Annotated in this window: 14 protein-coding genes and 1 pseudogene; 4 read left to right on the forward strand and 11 right to left on the reverse strand. The window is 44.7% G+C overall.

Annotation, left to right across the window (positions count from 1 at the left end; all coding sequences use genetic code 11):
- Positions 1–40 precede the first annotated feature (40 nt).
- The 5 genes and pseudogenes from HWQ44_RS21100 to HWQ44_RS21120 form a co-directional block, all read right to left on the reverse strand.
- Positions 41–1,099 carry an NAD(P)-dependent alcohol dehydrogenase gene (locus tag HWQ44_RS21100; RefSeq protein ID WP_292722593.1) on the reverse strand — a complete coding sequence of 353 codons (1,059 nt, stop codon included), beginning with the start codon at positions 1,097–1,099 and terminating at the stop codon, positions 41–43.
- Between the two features lie 52 nt (positions 1,100–1,151).
- Complete coding sequence (locus tag HWQ44_RS21105) at positions 1,152–2,075, reverse strand: alpha/beta hydrolase (RefSeq protein ID WP_292722596.1); 924 nt, start codon at positions 2,073–2,075, stop codon at positions 1,152–1,154.
- 178 nt (positions 2,076–2,253) lie between these two features.
- A complete protein-coding gene (locus HWQ44_RS21110; protein ID WP_292722598.1) occupies positions 2,254–2,439 on the reverse strand; it encodes a hypothetical protein in 186 nt (61 codons plus the stop codon).
- A gap of 146 nt (positions 2,440–2,585) precedes the next feature.
- A pseudogene (locus HWQ44_RS21115) lies at positions 2,586–2,903 on the reverse strand (SDR family oxidoreductase); the annotation flags it as partial.
- A 20-nt stretch (positions 2,904–2,923) separates the two neighbouring features.
- Positions 2,924–3,325 carry a cupin domain-containing protein gene (locus tag HWQ44_RS21120; RefSeq protein ID WP_292722600.1) on the reverse strand — a complete coding sequence of 134 codons (402 nt, stop codon included), beginning with the start codon at positions 3,323–3,325 and terminating at the stop codon, positions 2,924–2,926.
- A 209-nt stretch (positions 3,326–3,534) separates the two neighbouring features.
- Between HWQ44_RS21120 and HWQ44_RS21125 the strand changes: the two genes are divergently transcribed.
- A complete protein-coding gene (locus HWQ44_RS21125) occupies positions 3,535–4,500 on the forward strand; it encodes an AraC family transcriptional regulator (protein ID WP_292722602.1) in 966 nt (321 codons plus the stop codon).
- Between the two features lie 106 nt (positions 4,501–4,606).
- On the opposite strand, the gene HWQ44_RS21130 is transcribed toward HWQ44_RS21125, so the two are convergent.
- On the reverse strand, positions 4,607–7,294 hold the full coding sequence (locus HWQ44_RS21130; RefSeq protein WP_292722604.1) for a PAS domain S-box protein: 2,688 nt from the start codon (positions 7,292–7,294) through the stop codon (positions 4,607–4,609).
- Between the two features lie 629 nt (positions 7,295–7,923).
- The gene (locus tag HWQ44_RS21135) at positions 7,924–9,225 is read right to left on the reverse strand and encodes an adenylate/guanylate cyclase domain-containing protein (RefSeq protein ID WP_292722606.1); all 1,302 of its coding nucleotides are present in this window, start codon (positions 9,223–9,225) and stop codon (positions 7,924–7,926) included.
- A 175-nt stretch (positions 9,226–9,400) separates the two neighbouring features.
- On the opposite strand from HWQ44_RS21135, the gene HWQ44_RS21140 reads away from it, so the two are divergent.
- Together HWQ44_RS21140 and HWQ44_RS21145 are read left to right on the forward strand one after the other, a co-directional pair.
- Entirely contained in the window at positions 9,401–10,978 is a 1,578-nt protein-coding gene (locus tag HWQ44_RS21140; RefSeq protein ID WP_292722608.1) for a DEAD/DEAH box helicase family protein, read from the forward strand.
- The gene (locus tag HWQ44_RS21145; RefSeq protein ID WP_292722609.1) at positions 10,908–12,152 is read left to right on the forward strand and encodes a DUF790 family protein; all 1,245 of its coding nucleotides are present in this window, start codon (positions 10,908–10,910) and stop codon (positions 12,150–12,152) included. The genes HWQ44_RS21140 and HWQ44_RS21145 overlap by 71 nt, the downstream gene beginning before the upstream one ends.
- 137 nt (positions 12,153–12,289) lie before the next feature.
- Here the strand turns inward: HWQ44_RS21145 and HWQ44_RS21150 are convergent, their stop codons facing one another.
- From HWQ44_RS21150 to HWQ44_RS21160, 3 genes are all read right to left on the reverse strand, one after another.
- Complete coding sequence (locus HWQ44_RS21150; RefSeq protein WP_292722611.1) at positions 12,290–12,493, reverse strand: hypothetical protein; 204 nt, start codon at positions 12,491–12,493, stop codon at positions 12,290–12,292.
- Positions 12,494–12,704: 211 nt separating this feature from the next.
- The gene (locus tag HWQ44_RS21155) at positions 12,705–13,529 is read right to left on the reverse strand and encodes an alpha/beta hydrolase (RefSeq protein WP_292722688.1); all 825 of its coding nucleotides are present in this window, start codon (positions 13,527–13,529) and stop codon (positions 12,705–12,707) included.
- A 1,063-nt stretch (positions 13,530–14,592) separates the two neighbouring features.
- Complete coding sequence (locus tag HWQ44_RS21160) at positions 14,593–15,930, reverse strand: AAA-like domain-containing protein (RefSeq protein ID WP_292722613.1); 1,338 nt, start codon at positions 15,928–15,930, stop codon at positions 14,593–14,595.
- A gap of 486 nt (positions 15,931–16,416) precedes the next feature.
- Here HWQ44_RS21160 and HWQ44_RS21165 point away from each other — a divergent pair, with 486 nt between their 5' ends.
- Positions 16,417–17,961, forward strand: a complete 1,545-nt coding sequence (locus HWQ44_RS21165; RefSeq protein ID WP_292722615.1) for a PAS domain-containing sensor histidine kinase — start codon at positions 16,417–16,419, stop codon at positions 17,959–17,961.
- Between the two features lie 66 nt (positions 17,962–18,027).
- Here HWQ44_RS21165 and HWQ44_RS21170 read toward each other — a convergent pair whose 3' ends face one another.
- Positions 18,028–20,622, reverse strand: coding sequence for a hypothetical protein (locus HWQ44_RS21170; RefSeq protein ID WP_292722691.1), 2,595 nt, complete (start codon positions 20,620–20,622; stop codon positions 18,028–18,030).
- Between the last annotated feature and the right edge of the window lie 3 nt (positions 20,623–20,625).

Below are 20,625 nucleotides of genomic sequence, written 5' to 3' on the forward strand. Positions count from 1 at the left end.
TGCGCCTTTGCATTGTTACCCCTTCGAGGTTTTAGCTCGGTTATGCAGATTTAAGGGATGCCATATCGATACAGAAGCGATATTTCACATCGGACTTGAGCAGTCGCTCGTAGGCTTCGTTGACTTTCTGGATAGGAATGACTTCGACATCGGCGGTGATGTTATGCTTGCCGCAAAAGTCAAGCATTTCTTGGGTTTCGGCGATGCCGCCGATCATAGAACCGGAAAGACTGCGACGCGCCATGATGAGGCTGAATGCCGAGATGTCCAGGGGCTTTGCGGGTGCGCCAACAAGGGTGATGTTGCCGTCGCGGGTGAGCAGGTTGAGATAGGCGTTGATGTCGTGATCGGCGGAAATGGTGTCGAGGATGAAGTCGAAGCTGCCTGTGTGCTTCTGCATCTCGTCGGCGTTGCGGGAGACGACCACTTCATCGGCACCAAGGCGGAGTGCGTCTTCCTTCTTGTTAGGCGAGGTGGTGAAGACGACGACGTGGGCACCGAACGCACGGGCAAACTTCACGCCCATGTGGCCCAGCCCGCCGAGACCAACCACGCCAACCTTCTTGCCCTTAGTGACACCCCAGTGGCGCATAGGTGAGTAAGTTGTGATTCCGGCGCAGAGGAGCGGCGCAGATCCAGCGAGATCGAGGTTGGAGGGAACGTGCAAAACGAAGCGTTCATCGACGACGATGCTATCGGAGTAGCCACCATAGGTCACGCCTCCGAGTTGCTTGTCCGGGGAGTTGAAGGTTTGGGTCATGTTCGCGCAGAACTGCTCAAGACCATCCCTGCAATGAGGGCAGGTGCCGTCCGAATCAACCATACAGCCGACTGCGGCGAGGTCGCCGGGCTTGTACTTCGTGACTGCCGAGCCGACCTTAGTGACACGGCCGACGATCTCATGACCGGGAACAATCGGGTAGACAGTGGACATGATACTGCTCCACTCGTTACGCACTGAATGGAGATCGGAGTGGCAGATGCCGCAGAAGAGGATTTCGATCTGCACATCGTGTTCTTTTGGATCGCGCCGTGCGATCTTGGTAGAGGACAGCGGTGATGTTGCACTGGTTGCGGAATAAGCTTTTGTGTTGTACATGAATGGATACTCCTAGTTGTTTATATTCTTGTGGCTCTTGTCAGTTGCTCACTTACTTGCTGAGATGCTGATTGAAAAAGGACTGAAGCTTGTCCCAGGGGATCAGGTTCACCCGGTCATACAAATCTACATGTCCCGCGTTCGGAACGATGTAGAGATCCTTTGGCTCGGCTGCGCGCTTGTAGGCATCTTCGCTGAACTCCCTGGAATGTGCATTGTCACCCGTGATGAACAGCATGGGACGAGGCGAAATCGTCTCAATATCATCGAATGGGTAAAAGTTCATGAATTTGACGTTGCTGGTAAGCGTCGGGTGCGTTGTCAGCTTCGGCGACGAACCTTTGGGGGTGTGTTCGCCTCTGGGAGTGCGGTAGAAGTCGTAAAACTCACGCTCAATGGCGGTGGAATTCTCGTTCAGTTCATGCACCGTCCCGCCGGTGTATTTGGTCTCGCCGCCCGTAAACTGGGCATAGCGTTGTTCAGCCGCCTCTGCGATCGCTTTCTTTCTCTGTTCGAGGGTAGTAGAATGTCTAAGCCCGTTACGGCTGGCCGCACCCATGTCGTACATGCTTACCGTCGCAATGGCCTTCATGCGCGGGTCAATCTTGGCGGCGCTGATGACGAAGCTGCCGCTGCCGCAAATCCCAAGAACGCCAATCCGGTTTCTGTCAACGAATGTCCGGGTGCCCAGAAAATCGACCGCAGCACTAAAATCCTCGGCATAAATATCCGGCGAAACAACGTTGCGGGGCTGCCCCTCACTCTCGCCCCAGAAGGACAAATCGAGGGACAAGGTGACGAATCCCTGGTCAGCCAGCTTTTGGGCATACAGATTTGCGCTCTGTTCTTTGACTGCGCCCATTGGGTGCCCGACAATGATTGCCGGATTCTTGGCGTTCTGATTCAAGGCTTTGGGAATGAAAAGATTCCTAGCAACCTGCATGTTGTATTGGTTTTTGAACGTAACTTTCTGCATGATCGAATGGCACTAAGTTAAGCTGAAGGGTTGGCAGTGTAAGGATTGCAGAGGTGCAGGGGTGCAGGGGTGCAGAGAGGAATTTTTAAATATCCGAACGCAATACCTTAAACTTCTTCTTTCTCCCCTGCTCCTCTGCTCCTCTGCACCCCTGCTGCCTCAATGATTTTCCCTTTTCTTAGTGCCATTCCTGCATGATCACCTTGTCGCTCTTATAGAAGTTGTCCGCCCCCTCAACTACAGCGGACTGCTGTACGGGTGCTTGGGGACTTTTACGCGAGACGTGTGTTTTGTCGAGCGCAAATGCCACCGTTGCATAGGTTGCACCAATCAAGAAGGTTGGTATTAGAACGAGGTGTTTCATTGAGTTCTGCGTATGTGTGGGTTTATTTAGCGGGTTAGCTTCGGTTCGGTGCGTCTGCCTTCAGCGGGGCCATGTCGATGACGAAGCCGTAGCGCACATCCTTGTTCAAGCTTTTTTCACAACGGCATCACGGTTGGCGACGAACCTCACTGCACCGTTTGACCGCCATCGACGACTAAGGTGTGTCCGACAACGAAGGAGGATGCATCCGAACACAGCCAGAGGAGGGCATTGGCGATCTCTTCGGGCTGACCCATTCTTCCAATTGGCTCCTCCGCAATCACCTGCTCGCGTCCTTTAGCAGTGCCGCCAGTGAAGCGATCCATCATCGGTGTGTCAATGTAACCGGGAGCAACGGCGTTGACGCGGATGTTCTGCGAGGCGTAGTCGAGAGCCGCCGACTTAGTGAGTCCGATCACGGCGTGTTTTGCGGCGGTGTATGCGGCTCCGCTTTTCCCCTTGATAGAAAACCATCTCAAAAGCATTAAGATATTCCTTCATACTGCTCGTCGCTGACATGCTCCATCCAGTCCACAGGCTTGCCGTCGAGCCATTCCTGAATGGCGATATGCGTCATGGAAGTGGTTACTGTAGCACCGTGCCAATGCTTCTCACCCGCCGAAATCCAGATCGTGTCCCCCGGTCGAATTTCCTCGATCGATCCGCCCCAGCGTTGTACGAGGCCACAGCCAGCTGTCACGATTAGGGTTTGTCCCAAGGGGTGGGTATGCCATGCTGTCCGAGCGCCGGGTTCAAATGTGACACTGGCTCCAGACGTGCGTGCCGGATCGTGTGCCTCGAACAGGGGGTCAACGCGGACAGTGCCGGTAAAATACTCAGCCGGCCCTTTGGCGGAAGGCTGTGAGCCACTTCTTTTGATGTCCATTTTCTTAATTCCTTTAGTTAATGTCAGTTTGGTAGCTAGTAGGCAAGTCTCTTGCCCAATCAAAACTGAGTTTTATCTTGAATAAAAATCCAGAATGTTTATAAGAAGCCGAAATCATTTTTCCTTGCTTTAGCTTCATCTTAGGCATTTTGAAGGACAAGCAATAGGACGATCGTCTAAGATTGTTGTACAATCCTGCAAACTTAGAAATGAACGCTGCCAATATCAATTTAATGAACGACCCGCAGGCAAAGCGCGAGGCAGACAGAGGGCAAGCCTACAGAGACGAACTGACTGAGCTGATTGCCCAGGCGATTCCTCATGATGGGACGATTGAGCCGCTCAAAGGATTGCACTTCAACCGCGCCTCCTCGCCTTCGGAATGCATTCATAGTGTCTCTATCCCTGCATTTTGTGCGATCGCTCAGGGCAGCAAAGAAGTCCTTTTGGGTAGCGATCGCTATCAGTACGACCCGATGCATTATCTGCTGGCTACGGTTGAACTGCCGATTGTCAGCCAAATTCTGGAAGCGTCCAAGGCGCAACCTTACTTTAGCCTGCGCCTCGATCTTGACCCTACCCTCGTTGGCTCAGTGATGGTCGAGGCTGGGTATCCCTCATCGCGCAGCCGTGCTGATGTGAAAGCGATTGACGTAAGTCCGTTGAATGCAAATCTGTTGGACGCTGTGGTGCGGCTAGTTAGGCTTTTAGATTCCCCTGCTGAAGCTCATATTCTCGCACCACTGATTAAGCGGGAAATCATTTACCGACTTCTGATGGGAGAGCAAGGTAATCGGCTCCGTCATATTGCAGTTCTGGGTGGCTATACCTACCACATTGCCAGAGCCGTCGAGCTACTTCGTAAAGACTTTAACGAGCCGCTTCGGATTGAAAACATCGCCCGAGAAATGGGAATGAGTGTTTCGGGCTTTCACCATCACTTCAAGTCTGTCACTGCAATGAGTCCCTTGCAGTTCCAGAAACAATTGCGGCTCCAGGAGGCTCGCCGTCTGATGCTGGGGGAAAACCTTGACGCTACCAGTGCTGCCTATCGAGTGGGGTATGATGATGCCTCGCACTTCAACCGAGAGTACAAGCGGCTCTTTGGTGCTCCACCGATGCGCGATGTGGAGCGGCTGCGAGAAACTGCTAGGGAGACTGCTAATTCAATATGATTGTGACTTGAATCATAAAATGATATAAGATCCTCACTGTTGCATCAGTTTCCCGCAGGGTACGGAAGTTCAGTGGCTCAAAATCATCCTGCCTGCTACCTCCATCCTAAATAGATTTCATTGGCAGACTGACAACGAATGTCGCCCCCTGTCCAATTCCTGGACTTTCGGCAGAGACTGTACCACCGTGTAATTCTACCAAGTGGCGGACGATCGCTAACCCTAATCCTAGTCCACCATGCGATCGCGTTCTGGAACTGTCAGCTTGACGAAAGCGTTCAAATACATGGGGCAAGAATTCGGCAGCAATTCCCCCTCCCGTATCACTTACCCGAATTTGCACGGAAGATTCAACGTGCTTCAATTGCACATCAACTGTGCCGCCCTTGGGTGTAAACTTGACAGCGTTGGAGAGCAAATTCCACATAACCTGTTGCAAGCGGTCGGCATCACCCACAACTACCTCTACTTTCGGGTCGAATCTACACTTAATGCTAATCTCTTTGGCTTGGGCTGCTGGGTATACAGTATTGATTGCTGCCTCCATCAGTGGTACAAGTTTTACCATTTCTATACGTAGATGGAGTGTACCTCTAATAATCCGTGACACATCTAAGACATCTTCGATAAGTTGCGTCAGGGATCTAGTGTTCCGCTCAATTGTCTCTAGTGCCCTACCAGTAGTAATCTCGTTAAACTTCCGAGTTCTAAGTAGCTGCGTCCAGCCCAGGATAGCATTCAGAGGTGTACGGAGTTCGTGGGAGAGGGTGGCCAGAAACTCATCCTTCATGCGGTTGGCAGTTTCGGCATCGGTGCGTGCTGCTTGTTCACGCTCAAGCAATTGTTCGCGTTCTTGTTCTGCTTGTTTGCGATCGGTAATGTCAATCATGAATCCGTGTAGTAGCTGCGGCCCATTTTCATCCCGCACCACATTTACAATGTCATACAGCCAAATGACTCGGCCATCAGCAGCCAACATTCTGTATTCAAACTCGTAATTATTCAGTGATAAGGAAGACTCTTGGCAATACTGGATAGCCCACTCCCGATCTTCTGGATGCATGTATTTTGCCCAGAAATTATCGGTGTACCAGTCTGACAATGGATAGCCCAGAATCTCAAAAGTTTGCGGCCCTACATAGGTAAAATTCCCAGTAGTGGTATTTACCTCCCAAGGAATTATGCGGACTTTTTCGGTGAGTATCTTTAACCGTTTCTCGCTTTGTTTGAGAGCTGCTTCTGCTAACTTATGAAGTGTAATATCTGTAATTAGGGCAACAAATCCTGCAACTTTTCCCTGCTGACTGAACTGGGGAATGTAAGTGACATTCACGTAATGGTTTGTGCCATCTTTATGGGGTAATTGGGTTTCGTAAGTTACTTGCTCTCCTGAAAGTACTGTTTCTACATAAGGAAGAATCGACTGATAAACCGACTCTCCCAAAATTTCTCTAATGTGTTTACCAGAAATTTCGGAAGCAGGAAGCCCAAACCAGTCTTCATATTCTTTGTTATTAAAGCGATAACGCTGCTCCCCATCAACATAAGAAATCTTAACGGGCACAGCATTTGTAATTAGGCGTAGTTCATCTTCTCGTTGACGCAGTGCAGCTTCGGCTCGTTTGCGTTCTGTGATGTCGCGTTGAGTTCCCCACGCCCTGACTAAAAGCCCATTTTCGACAATTCCCACCAGATTATTCAAAAAATATTTGGAATTACCTTGCTTATCTATTTCATGGGACTCGGCATCGATTAGTTGGTAGTTAGAACGGATAAAGTTACGCAGGTATGCAATATTATGTGGATCGGAGGGAACAAGAAAGTCTCCTAGTCTGACGCCGATAATTTCTTCGGCACGAGAACAGCCATACATCTGCGCCATAACATTGTTGCATTCTGCTAAGTAAACATATTGGTAAAAATGTTGAATTTGTTCATCTTCTGGACAATCTGGCGAAATTGGTATTTCCAGTTCGATACACCAAATACCTTCTGAACTCTGCTCTAAAAAAGCGCGGTAGCGTTCTTCGCTTTTGGAAAGGGCAAGCTCTGCTTGTTTGCGTTTGCTTAAATCAAGTACAAAAGAGATAATCTCGTTAGGACTATTTTCTAACAAAGCAGAACCGAACAGGATGGGAACGCGGCTGTTATCTTGGCGGATGTATTCGTTCTCAAAAGGCTGACACACTCCTTTGCTTGTAAGTTCTGCGTAGGCGTAGCCCGCTGTAGGCATCGCACTGTTGTTAGCTTCAATATATTCTGGTGGGATCATGTCGCGCCATCGAACTCGCTCTGCTTGCAAATCCTCCTGCGAATAACCTACCATTCCTAAAAAAGCATCATTAGCCTCTGCGATCGCCCCGTCCATATTGCCTACAATTACCCCAATGATATTGGACTCTACCAACCTTCTAAACTTTGCTTCACTCACCTGTAGTTTCTGCAAACTCGTTTGAAGATGTTGTTTGGCAGTGCGTAACTCTGAGTTCAGCAAGTTAATAACTGTTGTCACCAGCACAAACAAGCCTAACCACAGTATATTGTCTAGACTGGTAACCAAGAGCGAAAACACTGGTTCTAAGAAAAAGTAGCTGACGGCTAAAGTAGACAAAGCAGTAGCCAGCAACCCTGCTTCCATACCGCCATACCAGGCACTAATCGCCACGGCGGCAAAAAACAGCAGGAAAATACTTGGTTTTAGTAGTGGCTGTAGCAATAGTGTTAGTAGCAATCCGCTACCAACAGCCAATAATGCCACAGCATAAGGGGCTAGAAGGAAACGTGTTCCTTTCAATGTAGCTTCTCCTTTTATGCAGCTAGCTAAAAGATTATTCCCCAAATCAGCTATAAATTGCGTAGGCGTAGCCCATCGTAGACATAGCTCAATACTTATTATGCATCGGAAAAATACATACCTAAGCAGTTACTTGCTGCGGATCTATCTAAAGTAGTAAAGCTGAGATTTAGCAAAGCTTCAATAACCTGATAATGGTCGCTCTAATTATATATATTTTATTTTTGAGTCTCCGTCAAAGAGTATAGATTTATTAAGAATAATTCCGAACTCAGTAGTCAGAATTCAATAGGAATTAGAGTCAGGCTAGCTGATAGCGCAGCCTTAGAGGTTGTTTGAAAAGTTATAAAGTATACTCAAAACCCCGCTTCCATTCCTCTCCCTGAAAGGTCAAGAGGCTTTGAAACCCCCTTCCCTACTAGGGAATGGGGGCTGGGGGGTTAGGTTTTCGAGGCTTAGATGTTAAAAAACTTTTCAAACAACCTCTTAGCGAGTCTGAGAGCGTCTGAACATTGTTTAGAACCAAGACCGCAATAGTGCAGCAAAACAAGATTTAAATATTCTTCTTTGCTAAAATTTCATCCCTTAGCAGTAGAATCTTCTGAATTCTGACTTATGACTTCTCTCTATTAAGTTTTTAAATTAATTCCCTTGAGTATATAAGTCATCATTTCACCTTTACCTTTAACTTTAATTAGACCTCGTTTCTCCAATAAGTACTTATCCTTTAAAAGCTGATAACTTGCTTCACAAACCTGGATACTACCTGCAATACCATGTGATTCCATTCTACTAGCTATATTGACAGTATCTCCCCAAAGGTCGTAGGCAAACTTTTTCAGCCCAATCACCCCTGCGACTACTGGCCCCGTACTAATGCCAATACGGATACTAAAGGATTGCTTATTTTCTTCGTTAAAGGTAGCTACAGCATTTTGCATATCCAAGGCCATGTTAGCTATTGCTGGAGCATGGTTATTAGACTGATTTGGCAACCCAGCAACAGCCATGTATGCATCGCCAATGGTCTTGATTTTCTCTACCCCATGACGTTCTGCTAATTGGTCAAACAGACAGAATATTGTATTTAATAACTCGACTAATTCCGCAGGGGAAGTGCGAGATGAAAGCTCTGTAAAGCCAACAATATCGGCAAATAGCACCGTAACTTCCAGAAAGCTATCAGCAATAGTTGCCGGCTCTTGTTTTAATTGTTCTGCAATCATCTCTGGCAAAATATTTAGTAATAGCCGTTCTGATTTGTACTGCGCTAGTTCCATTGCCTTACGGGCGTAAAATTCTTTTTTTCGCAAGCGTTCGTATAAATAGACAGAGAAGACACAAATTATGCAAGTCCAAAAGAAATATAAACCTTGTTCAATGTAAAAAGCTGATGGGTTTTTTAATCCGGGGTTATATAAGATATATAAAATTAAATAGCAAAGAATTGTTCCAAGTTGTGAAATTAAATGTATCCCCCATTGCACTGGAACGATTGTAGCCTGAGTGAGAAACATCAAAGTCCAAATATTGCTCCTAGGTTCTAGATTATTAAATAGTAAAGCGATAGCAATTTGGACAGCACAAGTTACAGACCAGGATAAACTTAAAAAAATTAAGTTTGGGTAACGACGACCTATATAGGTTTTACATAAACCCCAACAAACAAGCGTAAATACTTCTACTACAATACCGATTTTAAAAGCATATATCTTGCCTTCCAATTGTGAATTTGCCCAGAGAAAAAAAGCGATCAAAGTTAAGCCAGCCGCGAACATAATCTGCGCCTGCAATTGCAGCCGTTTCAACAGAAAACTCTGTCGCTGTTCTTTGTATGATTCGGTAAATTTATTGTTGGTTTGCCGATAGGACATTCCATGACTAATGAGCGCATCTAGTTGTGTTTTATCTGAGTTACTTGGATGAATCATGCACTTTTTGCGTTATTAGTAATCAAGGGAGTGGGGACTGGGTAGTGGGGATTGGGTACTGGGTACTGGGGACTAGATACTAAGTACTGAGGACTAGGTAAGAACTTTTCAATCCTTATCCCCAATCCCTAGTGCCCAATCCCTAGTTCCCAATCCCCAATCCCCAATCCCCAAAATGGCTCGTACCCCAACATTAAATTTTGATCGTGGCACATTAATTCTGCATCCACCACCACGCGGCAAAGGTTGGATGGACTATGCTACGTGGGATGATAGAGTTGAAAAATTCCGCATTCCAGCAATTAGATACCGATCGCTAGTAGAAGCACTACAAGCGGAAGATGTGAATTTTATCGATGAGGCCAAGCAATTTTATCCTATAGATTTGGTTCCCACTCTGGAAATGGAACCCTATCCCCACCAAACTGAGGCGCTAGCGGCTTGGAAACTAGCGGGTAGACAAGGAGTCGTTGTACTTCCCACGGCGGCGGGAAAGACTTATTTAGCGCAAATGGCGATGCAGTCAACGCCGCGCACGACGTTGATTGTAGTGCCTACTTTGGATTTAATGCATCAGTGGTATGCACATTTAGTAGCGGCTTTCCCCGATGCTGAGGTGGGATTGCTGGGGGGTGGTTCGCGGGATAGAACGGCTATTTTAGTTGCAACTTATGATAGTGCCGCAATTCACGCTGAAACGTTGGGAAATCAATATGCGTTGATTGTTTTTGACGAATGTCATCATTTACCGACAGATTTTAATCGGGTAATTGCCGAATATGCGATCGCACCTTATCGCCTAGGACTCTCCGCGACACCAGAACGCACCGATGGTAAGCACGCTGACTTAAATATCCTCATTGGTCAAGAAGTATATCGCAAACGCGCCGAAGATTTGGCGGGAAAGGCGTTAGCAGAACATGAAATCGTCCAAATTAAGGTTAAGTTATCTCAACTTGAGCGGGAAAGATACAATCAACTAATTCAAACTCGCAACGACTTTTTGAAGCAATCCAAGATTTCTTTGGGAAGTCTGCAAGGTTGGCAAATGTTCGTGCAAATGAGTGCGCGATCGCAATCTGGACGGAGGGCGATGTTAGCGCACCGGGAAGCGAAAGATATCGCTTTGGGTACTGATGGAAAATTGCGAATTCTGATTAATCTATTAGCGGAACATTATCCGGCACGAATTTTGATTTTTACTGCTGATAATGCGACGGTTTATCGCATTTCTCAAGAGTTGCTAATTCCGGCAATTACTCATCAAACTCCTGTGAAAGAACGGCATGAAATATTAACCAAGTTTCGAGAGGGTAAATATAATACTTTGGTTGCTTCTCATGTGTTGAATGAAGGAGTTGATGTGCCGGCGGCTTCTGTGGCAATTATTTTATCAGGAACGGGTTCGGCTAGGGAGTATACTCAGCGCTTGGGGAGGATTTTACGGAAGGGGAATATTGAGAATAAACAGGCAATTTTGTATGAGGTGGTGGCGGAGGATACAAGTGAGGAGGGGACTTCGGCGCGGCGAAGAGGGGAGAGGAAGGTAGGGGAAGAAAAAGAGAGGAAAGGGAATTTACAGGTTGTGTATGGGAGTGGGAAAGAAAGGAGTTTGAAGGCTGCGGAACAGTTAGAAATTAATTATTCAACCGGAAGTTCAAAATCTAAAATCCAAAATTCAGATGTTACCGACAGACTTACTGATGCATCGCCAAAACGGCGAGGAGATCATCCCGAAGAGACTGAAGATTGATCAGAAAACTTCGGAGTTGGCGATTGAGTTAATTAATTATTTTCAATCAGCAGTGGGGAAGACTCAAGGTGTGCTTGAGCGACAACTGACTGATTTTGAAGGAGATTCTACAGATTATCGGGTGAAGCGAGGGTTAGCTTATATTCTCAAAAGCAGTTTTTGCACTTTTGAGGTGGTTAGTCCTTTGGAACCACAAATGTTAAGAGAACGAGTGTTTTCGCTGGCTGCAAAGTCTGTTTCTAGTCGAGAATCAACACAAGTTACTCTGAGTAAAATTGCTGATGAGTTAACTCAAGAACTTGAGCGGGAAGTTTTATTAGAACAGGTTCGGAATGGATTATATGCTGATTTATCTGAAAATAAGATTTTGACAGTGTTTGATGCCCCAACGGCACCAGATTTGTTAAATCGATATAACTTATCTCAGGTACAAGGTGTCTTTTATAAAGCCAGTCAACTGGTGTTAAATGCTCACCGCAATGTTCCAGGAGAATATAAGCTGTTATTTCGCTATTTAAAGTTGTTTCAATTGATGGCTTATATTGAAGGTGATGCTGACCACGGGTTTACAATTACCATTGACGGGCCGACGAGTTTGTTTAATCCTAGTACACGATATGGGTTAGCGATCGCTAAACTTATTCCCGCTTTACTTCACGTTACTAAATGGAGTCTTTCGTCGATTCTCCAAACCCGCGATGCTTATACAAATACCTGGAAAACTGGACGTTTCACTCTCAATTCCGAATGTGGTTTGGTATCCCACTATCCACCAGGTAAGCCCTACGATAGTATGCTAGAAGCATCCTTTGCTGATAAGTGGGATGCGTTGAAAAGTGGTTGGGCGTTAGAGCGAGAAGTTGATTTGATCCCAATTCCTGGTAGTGTGATGATTCCCGATTTTCGCTTAGTTCATTCTGATGGCCGCACGTTCTTATTAGAAATTGTTGGTTATTGGCGACCAGAATATTTACAAAAGAAGTTTTCTCAGGTGCGACGGGCTGGACGTGATGATTTGATTTTGGCAATTTCCGAGCGACTTAATTTAGAAAAGGCAGGGGTAAAATTAAATGATGTCCCCGCCAGAATTGTTTGGTTTAAAGATAAGTTATTACCGAAAGCTGTGTTAGCTGTAATGGATAATGATCAAAGTAATGTGTCGTATATTAGCTGAGGAAATTGACTGTTTCATCTCATCGAATTGCCAAGAGGAGCGAATCTACAGAAGAACCGATTTTAACAGACTCAAAAACCCTTAATCAGTAGATCACAAACTTTTTCCCAAAGGGCGATCACTGGCAAATTTTGTAGTTAGTGATACTTTGGCTCATTGATTGATTCGAGCGCGCGATTGACGGCAGCGACATCATTGGCGAGCGAATCGGTTGGATTCTGCACTGCAACAACATTCAATCCTTTCGCCTGCAAAAGTGGAATCACTTTGCTCCAGCTCGTCCCGTCGGCAAACGCACCGTCAACGAGAACAATCGTTTTCCGGGTTTTTTCTCCAACCACAATGTTTTGCTCCTATTTCAGATTAAGTTTGCTTAGAAATATTTATGATTTCAGCTTTGCCACATGTCTTCGCATTTTTGCGCCAGCGTGAACAAACAAATCTTTGACTTACAGTAGATGCGCCAGACCGCTGAACATTCTGAAATCGTGAATCATTCCTTGATACCGAACTCAATAACTGCTCGCTCGGGAACTTAACTTGACAATGCCTTTACGACTTAATGAATTCTAGGAGGTCGGCATTGATTTGATCCGCGTTCGTCGTCGGCATGCCGTGTGGGAAACCTTCGTAGGTTTTCAATACTGCGCCTTTCACCAACTTGGCGCTTAGCGGGCCGGAGTTGGCATAGGGGACGATCTGGTCATCATCGCCATGCATTACCAAGGTTGGCACCGAGATTTTCTTTAGATCCTCCGTAAAGTCAGTTTGGGAGAAAGCCACGACGCCATCATAGTGTGCTTTAGCCCCACCCATCATGCCCTGGCGCCACCAATTTTGAATCACCCCTTGAGATGCTTTCGCGCCCGGTCGATTGTAACCGTAAAAGGGCCCCGCAGGCACATCCCAATAAAATTGCGCCCGGTTGGTAGCCACTTGGGCTTGGAAGTCGTCGAATACTTCTTTCGGTAGACCGCCGGGATTGTCGGGGGTCTTCACCATCAGGGGTGGCACTGCACTAATGAGGACAGCCTTGGCGACACGACTTTCGCCGTGGCGTGCGATGTAATGTGCGACCTCCCCGCCGCCGGTCGAGTGACCGACATGGATAGCATCCTTTAAATCAAGATGCGTGGTGAGCGCAGCGAGGTCATCGGCGTAATGATCCATATCGTGTCCATCACTCGTTTGGCTCGATCGTCCGTGACCTCGCCGATCGTGGGCAATGACGCGATAGCCATGATTCAAGAAGAACATCATCTGACTGTCCCAGTCGTCAGCCGACAGAGGCCAGCCGTGCGAAAAAACGATAGGCTGTCCTCTACCCCAGTCCTTGTAGTAAATCTCTGTCCCGTCATTAACTTTGATCTTGCTCATATATTTTTCTCCAGTATGTTGCTTACACAGGTTGTTTACACAGTGGTGAATGGTTCCATTGGTAGGCAAAATTGTGAAAATGCCGATCGCATGATGTCCTAAAGGATCTGCTGTCAGAACACTTTCAGTCAAGGGATTTCGCGGGAACTCGGCGAAAGAAGGATTGCAGTCCTCATGCGTCTACGCGCACCCAATCTGCCCATAGAGTGATGTCAAAATAGCCGCGCTCACCGAAGTTGAGTAGCACCCGCCGGGCATCGTGCAGCAGGGTGAAAACCCGTAGCTGAAAAAGTCAATTATCTTAACAAGACGATACACAACACTTTCATCATTTCACTTTTTTAAACTGTTTAAACAATGATAAGTTTTATTAAAAAATTAAGTAATATATAGCACCTAAGTGTACTTAGAAATTGATTGGCGATCGCCCTTTGGGAAAAAGTTTGTGATCTACTGATATTGGGTAATCACTCTTGTTGTAGTTGTGCTAATGCTTCATCAATATTCAATCGAAGGTATCGCCTAGACTAAAATTCATATTGAATTAAGTAAAAATGCCTGATTACTTATTCAAAAGCAGCTTTTACTTTCTCAAAAGCAACTTTTAATCTCGCATTTTAGTGTTTTCCACAAACAAAAGCAGCTTTTATTTCTTCAAAAGCAGCTTTTAATCTCGCATTTTAGTGTTTTCCACAAACAAAAGCAGCTTTTACTTCTTCAAAAGCAGCTTTTAATTTCGCATTTTAGTGTTTTCCACAAACAAAAGCAGCTTTTACTTCCTCATTTTGGTGTTTGACGCAAGCAAAAGCAGCTTTTACTTTCTTAAACCCCAGTTTGCTTACTCGTTTGAGTAATTCACGCATTCATTTTGGTATATCATTGAGCCGAAAGCTAGCGTAGGCGTAGCCCGTCGGAGACATCGCTCTAGAAAATAAGTGTAAATCGATAAGCGATCGCCTGGTTTATAAATGAGCATTATTCAAATAAATCAAATCCCTTTTCGCTTCTCAGCTTTCTGTCAAAAGTTGCCGTTGAACCTGAATTCTGACTTCTTCTTCAATCTTTAAACTCTCACTTTTTTCAGATATTGTTGAAAATATAAACGATATAATTCACACGCAGGAGTGCTGCGATCGCCTTCTAAATTAATTAGCCCTATACTCTGTAATTTATCTGCCAATGCTGGCTCTAATTTCACATATTTTGTAGTATTAATTACTTCATAAAAAGCATCTCCCAATTCTGGCTCATCTCGTAGTGCTAACACATACTGCCTTAAATACTCGTGATAAATTCCGGCTTCTGTGATTGCTTGTCCCAATAACTGCCCTAAATCCCGTTTTAATCCGCCTTTACCCACAAGATGATACAATGCCAATCGCACCAAATAAGGATTTCCTCCCACGACTGCCATCAAACTATCGGCATCTTTACCATCTGTCCAATCCAACCCGTAACGTTGTGCTAAATCCTGCACCTGCTCTTTCGTAAAGGGAGGTAAATTAATTGTCAAACCAATATTAAATGGCAATTGAGTTAGTTTTTTGGGAACAAGAATTTCCGTTGAATAAACCAGAACCAGACGCAATTTTTGCCAAATTTCTACCCTTTTGGCTTGTTCATGCCACGATCGCATTAATGGTAGTAATTCTCTAGCAATTTCCTGATACTCAAACACCCAATCCACTTCATTTAATACTAAAACAAGGGGACTTGAGAGCGCAGACAGTAAATATTTTTGGAAATATATAGAGCAGCTGACTTTGCTACCCATATCTTCATCCCAATAATCATTGAGTTTTGGTTCTAGCTGTAACTCCCGACTAACATTTGCACAGAACCAGCGCAAAAATTTATCCAAACTGGCAAATACTGCTTTGTCTGCTTGCTGAAAGTCCAAAGTTACGGTACGAAAGCCTTGCTTATTAGCGTGTGCAAGTAACCGGAGAATCAAAGAGCTTTTTCCCATCTTTTTGGGTGCTTTGATGCAAATTACACTTCCCGGTTCAGCCATTTCTGCGTAAGCGAGTTCTTCAATTGGCGGGTGAGGAATGTAAAATCTGGAATTAAGGGATACTGGGCCACTAGGAAATTCTAAGGTTATCGCCGTGGCTGCTCGGTTGAATTCCTTAACTAACTGCTGATGCGCTTTGCTAAGACGGTGATTTTCTAGAGTCTGGCGAAAGTTGGATTTATTTATCGGTTCTTTGCAAAAATTACTCAGTAATTGCCATAAATGAACAGCAATTTTCTTGACACGTTCCTCGCCGTAGTGCCCTTCACAGGCTATATTGGTGTAGGTTTTTCCTTCCCACGAAGAACGTAATATGATCTCTTGGAGCGTCGTTAAACCGGTTGCTTGACTGGCTTTTAGTAGCAATACTACTTCATCTATAGTCATTACTCATCGGCTCTAATTAAGCATGAAATTTTCTCACACCATTATGCTTTGAAACTTAATGTAGCCTGCCTTGTATAGATAGCAGCTAGCCCTGACTAAAAAAGCTACAAACCAGCCTTGACAATTTTTTTGTATCCTCAAATATTTGACGGAACTTAATCATAGAATTTTTTTTACAAATTTTTCCCAGTTTTTAGGTAATTGTATGTGATTTTAACTACTTTTTTTAGACATATCTTAGAATGTAGATGCACACAATGGAGCTATTTTTTCTAAAAAATCGCTATTGCGATCGCAACAGAGGTTACATTCGTCTGTTTACCTTTTTTTAATTCCATCCAAATTGATGATATGGGCTGATATATCTCTGACCTAAGTTACAGCCGAATAAACCAAGTAGACGATTTCTCCATAACTGGATCGTCAGGGTGCTAAGACAGCGTAGAGAGAGAGCTACAAAATATCTTCCTTATCGTACCAGCAGCTATGCATATCGAAGAACCCGCTACCCATGAATCGGAAACTCCACTTTCAGTAGAAGATTCCCAGAGTTTCCCAGAATCAAAAGACTTATCTCAAAAAGACTTATCTCAAGAAAATTTAGATACTTCCCAATGCTCACAAGCCGCCTTACAAATGGCATTAATCGCTAGTGGCTTGGGGTTATGGGATTGGAATCTAGTAAATGATAAAACTTATTATGATCCCCAGTGGAAAAGCATCCTGGGATATAAAGTAGACGAAATCAACAACGATTATAAATCCTTTGAGCAACTTGTACATCCACAGGATTTACCGATAATTCGCCAGGTATTGCACGATTATCTCCAAGGATGCACACCTGTGTTTGAAGTCGAATTCAGAATGTTGACTAAATCCGCTGAGTGGAAGTGGATTTTGACTTGTGGCAAAGTATTTCAGTGGGATGAATTCGGTAAACCCGTGCGGATGGCGGGGACACACAAGGATATTACTCAGGATAAGGCGATCGCTACTCAACAATACCAATTCTTTGAACAACTCCAAAGAGAAATTGTCCAACGCCAGTCTAGCGAAGACCAAGTTAGAGAAAAATCACAGCAGCTAGAAATTACCCTCGATGAACTCAAATATACTCAAAAGCAGTTATTGCAGAACCAGAAAATGGCTAATCTCGGTCAACTGGTGGCGGATATGGCTAACGAAATTAACAATCCGGTTAGCTTCATCTACGGCAATCTTCATCCCGCCAGTCAATACGCTGAAGACTTAATCAGAATTATAGAACTTTACCAACATTATTATCCCACACCCACCCCAGTCATTGCCTTACATCTGCAACGCCTTGACCTTGGTTTTGTAAAAACAGACTTTTTAAAATTGCTGTGGTCAATGCGAGCCGGATCTGAGCGCATTAAAGAAATTGTTTTCGCATTGCGAAATTTTTCAACCTTTGACGAAGGTCAAATGAAAAAGGTTGACCTGCATGAAGGATTTGATAGTGTTTTGAGGATTTTGCAGCATCGTCTCAAAGAAAAGCCTGATAGAGCCGGGATTGAAGTAATTAAAACCTTTGGTGAATTACCCTTAATCGAGTGTTACCCTGGTGAACTCAATCAGGTATTTATGAATATTTTAACTAATGCCATTGATGCCTTAGAAGAGAGGATGAAGCATGATGATTCTTTTACTCCCAAAATTTTGATCCATACAGAAATTGTTAGCAGTCATTTATCATTGGTCAATAGTAATGAACCTTGGGCAAATGACAAACGACTAGGAAAAAAACACAAAGTTATAATTCGCATTTTTGACAATGGTAAAGGCATACTTCCTCATATCCAAAGACATATATTTGAACCATTCTTTACGACAAAACCAATAGGTAAAGGTCAAGGACTAGGACTATCAATTAGTCGGCAAATTATAGTCGAAAAACATCAAGGTAAACTTAAATGTAATTCTCAATTAGGTCAAGGCACAGAGTTGGTTATTGAAATGAATACAACAGCAAGACACTATGCCGCTATGAGAAAACACGCCAGCTTTTAAGTAATTAACCTTAGGTAGAAAGTGTTAACTTTTGCAAGTTGGTCGCTCTTTACTCGCTACTCGCGATCACATACCGAGGAGTTCATCTAGCTGCAAGTTTGGCAAGTCTGGAGGGATCACAGTTCGCACTATTGTGATTTTGTGACTCTCCTGTTGGGTTGTCAGATCAAGTGCGATCGCTTCCAAGCGAATTTCTAAACAGCCAAATGGAATGTTTAATTGCGTCATCACTTCCAAATCTCCTGATGCATTAGGTAGTAAATTTGTCAATAAATGAGGCCCATCTAGTAACCAGCGAGTTTGATAATCTTCAAGCCATAATTTGACAACAACTTGCGGAGGTACTTCAGGCAGTACTACGCGCACTAGGATAAATTTGCCAGCAATTAGTTCACCTTCTGGCACATGCAGCTGTGGAATTGGCAAAGGCCCAGTGACTGCCGCAATTATAGGTAAGGAAGGGGATAAATCTAGCAGTGCTTGCTCCTTTTCTTCAAAGGGGCTACTCTTCGTTGCATCGGCTTCCATCTCACTATATGTATCATCTACAACAATTTCTTGCGCCAACCAAGCTGACGCTATATTTACTTTTATCGGAGGAGGGGGGGGCGGTAGTTGTGTTAACAGAGCCGATGAGAGTGTTGGTTCTTCTAATAGTTTTTCTAGTTCCCTATTTTCTGCTATCCCCAAATCTGCTTCCTTTGCTGTGTCTACATCTTCGCCAAAGTTCTCCTGATCGGAAGCGAACTCTTGGATTTCTTCCCATGTCCCCTGTTCGTGCAACGCCTCTGTCAGGAGAAGTTCTGAGGGGTTCCAATCTTCGCTCAGATTTTTCTTTGTGTTGGCATCTAGGTTTAACGGCAAGTGGACATCAATATTCGCATTTTCTGCACTCAGAGAAAGGGGCGTCTGCTGCGCTGGAACATAGTTATCGTAGTCTTGAAGTTGCACATCATTGATGGATTCAGGCAAAGAGTATCCTTGGCTCTGCATCCACTTCCTGAGTAAAGGAGATGAGTAAAGGTTGCCTGTTGTAATAAATTGTGAATTTTGCTGGGTTTCTATTTCAGCAACAGATTCTTCCTGGAATTGTGCATTTTGGTTGGTTTCTACTTCAGCAACAAATTCTTCCTGGAATTGTGCATTTGGTTGGGCTTCTATTTCAGCAACAGATTCTTCCTGAGATGGTACATCATCTATTACTAAGTCAGGTGTATTTTCATCTTCAGCTACAATTACATCCAACTGCGGTAAGTCTTCAACCCTTTGAACTTCCAATGCATCTGGGGTGACATTGTTTTTTACTTCTTGTGCATCACCTGGCAAAGCTTGTAGCCGTCTCAAGTATGGCAAAGTAGTGTCTAGTATTGGCATTCGACGTTGCCTGATCACCAACTGCTCCAAGTTGATGGCAGTTATAGTAGCATCCTTTTCTAGAAGCTCCTGCTGCATTGGGGGTTCTACAACATCTGTAGGAATGTTGGCATCGGTTTGAATAGGGGGCAGTTTCGGCAATTGAGGCGAAGTACCTGAATTCCTTAACTTAGATGTCCGCAAGGTAGCTTCCCGCAGAACTTGCAGGTTAATTTGCGGTGGTAGGGCTGTATTTGGGGATGGATTGAGTATCTGAGACTGGTCTGTTTTTAGAATTTTGACCAGATTGAATAGTTTCAAATCGAGCTTAACAGGTACCTCTGGTTCTGTAAAAGTAGCAGATGAGTCCAATGGTGCTATGGCGTCATTTAAGGATGTACTAGGTTTGGCTGCGGCTGTGATTGCCAGTAATTCTGTTACATCTGCTGTAATGGTGAAGGACTGGCTGGCTAACCGGATTATTTCACCAGCATTGGCGAATCTACCATACAAATTGATATCTGCCAAAATTAACTTGGATTCACAGTCAGTAGGAATATCGATTGAGGTATTGATGGTGAAGGGCAATTCCTGATCTGGTAAGGGTTGCCGTACTTTGGTCAAGATTTTCGAGTTATTAGGCGATCGCAGTTCAATTTCTAGTTCAAGTGCCCGCAGGCTTTCTGGGGATAATGTCTCAGCCTGATCTAGATTTGTCTTTTCTTTGAGTTCTATGTGTCCATTGATTGTAAGAGCTTGTCCCCAACGAGCAATATAAGTATCTTGACGTAAAGTTAGCAGTAATGGTGGCGATAGTTGTGTTGCTGGGGAGTCTGTAACCTTTTCATCTTTGGGCAGCAGATCAGAGGCGGGTAGAGCTAAATCTATTAAATTTTGCAAAATCTGCTCTGCCGTCCCACCTTTGAGCCACACAGGACTCACAGGCTCATCGATAACTATATCTTTTTCCGTTTCATCTGGCACAACAATAGTAGCGGGGTTGCTGTGTGTAGTAATTGCCAGTTCTGTGGATACAGCGATCGCTTTATCTAAGGTAATTGCGGGTTCTACTGGGGCAGCAGATTCCAAGTTGTCTTCTGGCAGAACAGTAATTGCCAGTTCTCTGGAAACAGCGATCGCTTTATCGAAGGTAATTGCAGGTTCTACTGAGGTAGTAGATTCCAAGTTGTCTTTATCTGGCAGAACAGTGGTAGCAGGGTTGCTGTTTGTAGTAATTGCCAGTTCTCTGGATACAGCGATCGCTTTATCGAAGGTAATTGCGGGTTCTGCTGGGACAGTAGATTCCAAGTT

Origin of the sequence: Nostoc sp. JL34, from assembly GCF_017114945.1 — a bacterium.
Lineage (GTDB): Bacteria > Cyanobacteriota > Cyanobacteriia > Cyanobacteriales > Nostocaceae > Nostoc.

Bases quoted from the DNA above. Each gene is read 5' to 3' on its own strand.
- HWQ44_RS21100 (WP_292722593.1), bottom strand. From the start codon at position 1,099: ATGTACAACACAAAAGCTTATTCCGCAACCAGTGCAACATCACCGCTG.
- HWQ44_RS21105 (WP_292722596.1), bottom strand. From the start codon at position 2,075: ATGCAGAAAGTTACGTTCAAAAACCAATACAACATGCAGGTTGCTAGG.
- HWQ44_RS21110 (WP_292722598.1), bottom strand. From the start codon at position 2,439: ATGAAACACCTCGTTCTAATACCAACCTTCTTGATTGGTGCAACCTAT.
- HWQ44_RS21120 (WP_292722600.1), bottom strand. From the start codon at position 3,325: ATGGACATCAAAAGAAGTGGCTCACAGCCTTCCGCCAAAGGGCCGGCT.
- HWQ44_RS21125 (WP_292722602.1), top strand. From the start codon at position 3,535: ATGAACGCTGCCAATATCAATTTAATGAACGACCCGCAGGCAAAGCGC.
- HWQ44_RS21135 (WP_292722606.1), bottom strand. From the start codon at position 9,225: ATGATTCATCCAAGTAACTCAGATAAAACACAACTAGATGCGCTCATT.
- HWQ44_RS21140 (WP_292722608.1), top strand. From the start codon at position 9,401: ATGGCTCGTACCCCAACATTAAATTTTGATCGTGGCACATTAATTCTG.
- HWQ44_RS21145 (WP_292722609.1), top strand. From the start codon at position 10,908: ATGTTACCGACAGACTTACTGATGCATCGCCAAAACGGCGAGGAGATC.
- HWQ44_RS21155 (WP_292722688.1), bottom strand. From the start codon at position 13,529: ATGAGCAAGATCAAAGTTAATGACGGGACAGAGATTTACTACAAGGAC.
- HWQ44_RS21160 (WP_292722613.1), bottom strand. From the start codon at position 15,930: ATGACTATAGATGAAGTAGTATTGCTACTAAAAGCCAGTCAAGCAACC.
- HWQ44_RS21165 (WP_292722615.1), top strand. From the start codon at position 16,417: ATGCATATCGAAGAACCCGCTACCCATGAATCGGAAACTCCACTTTCA.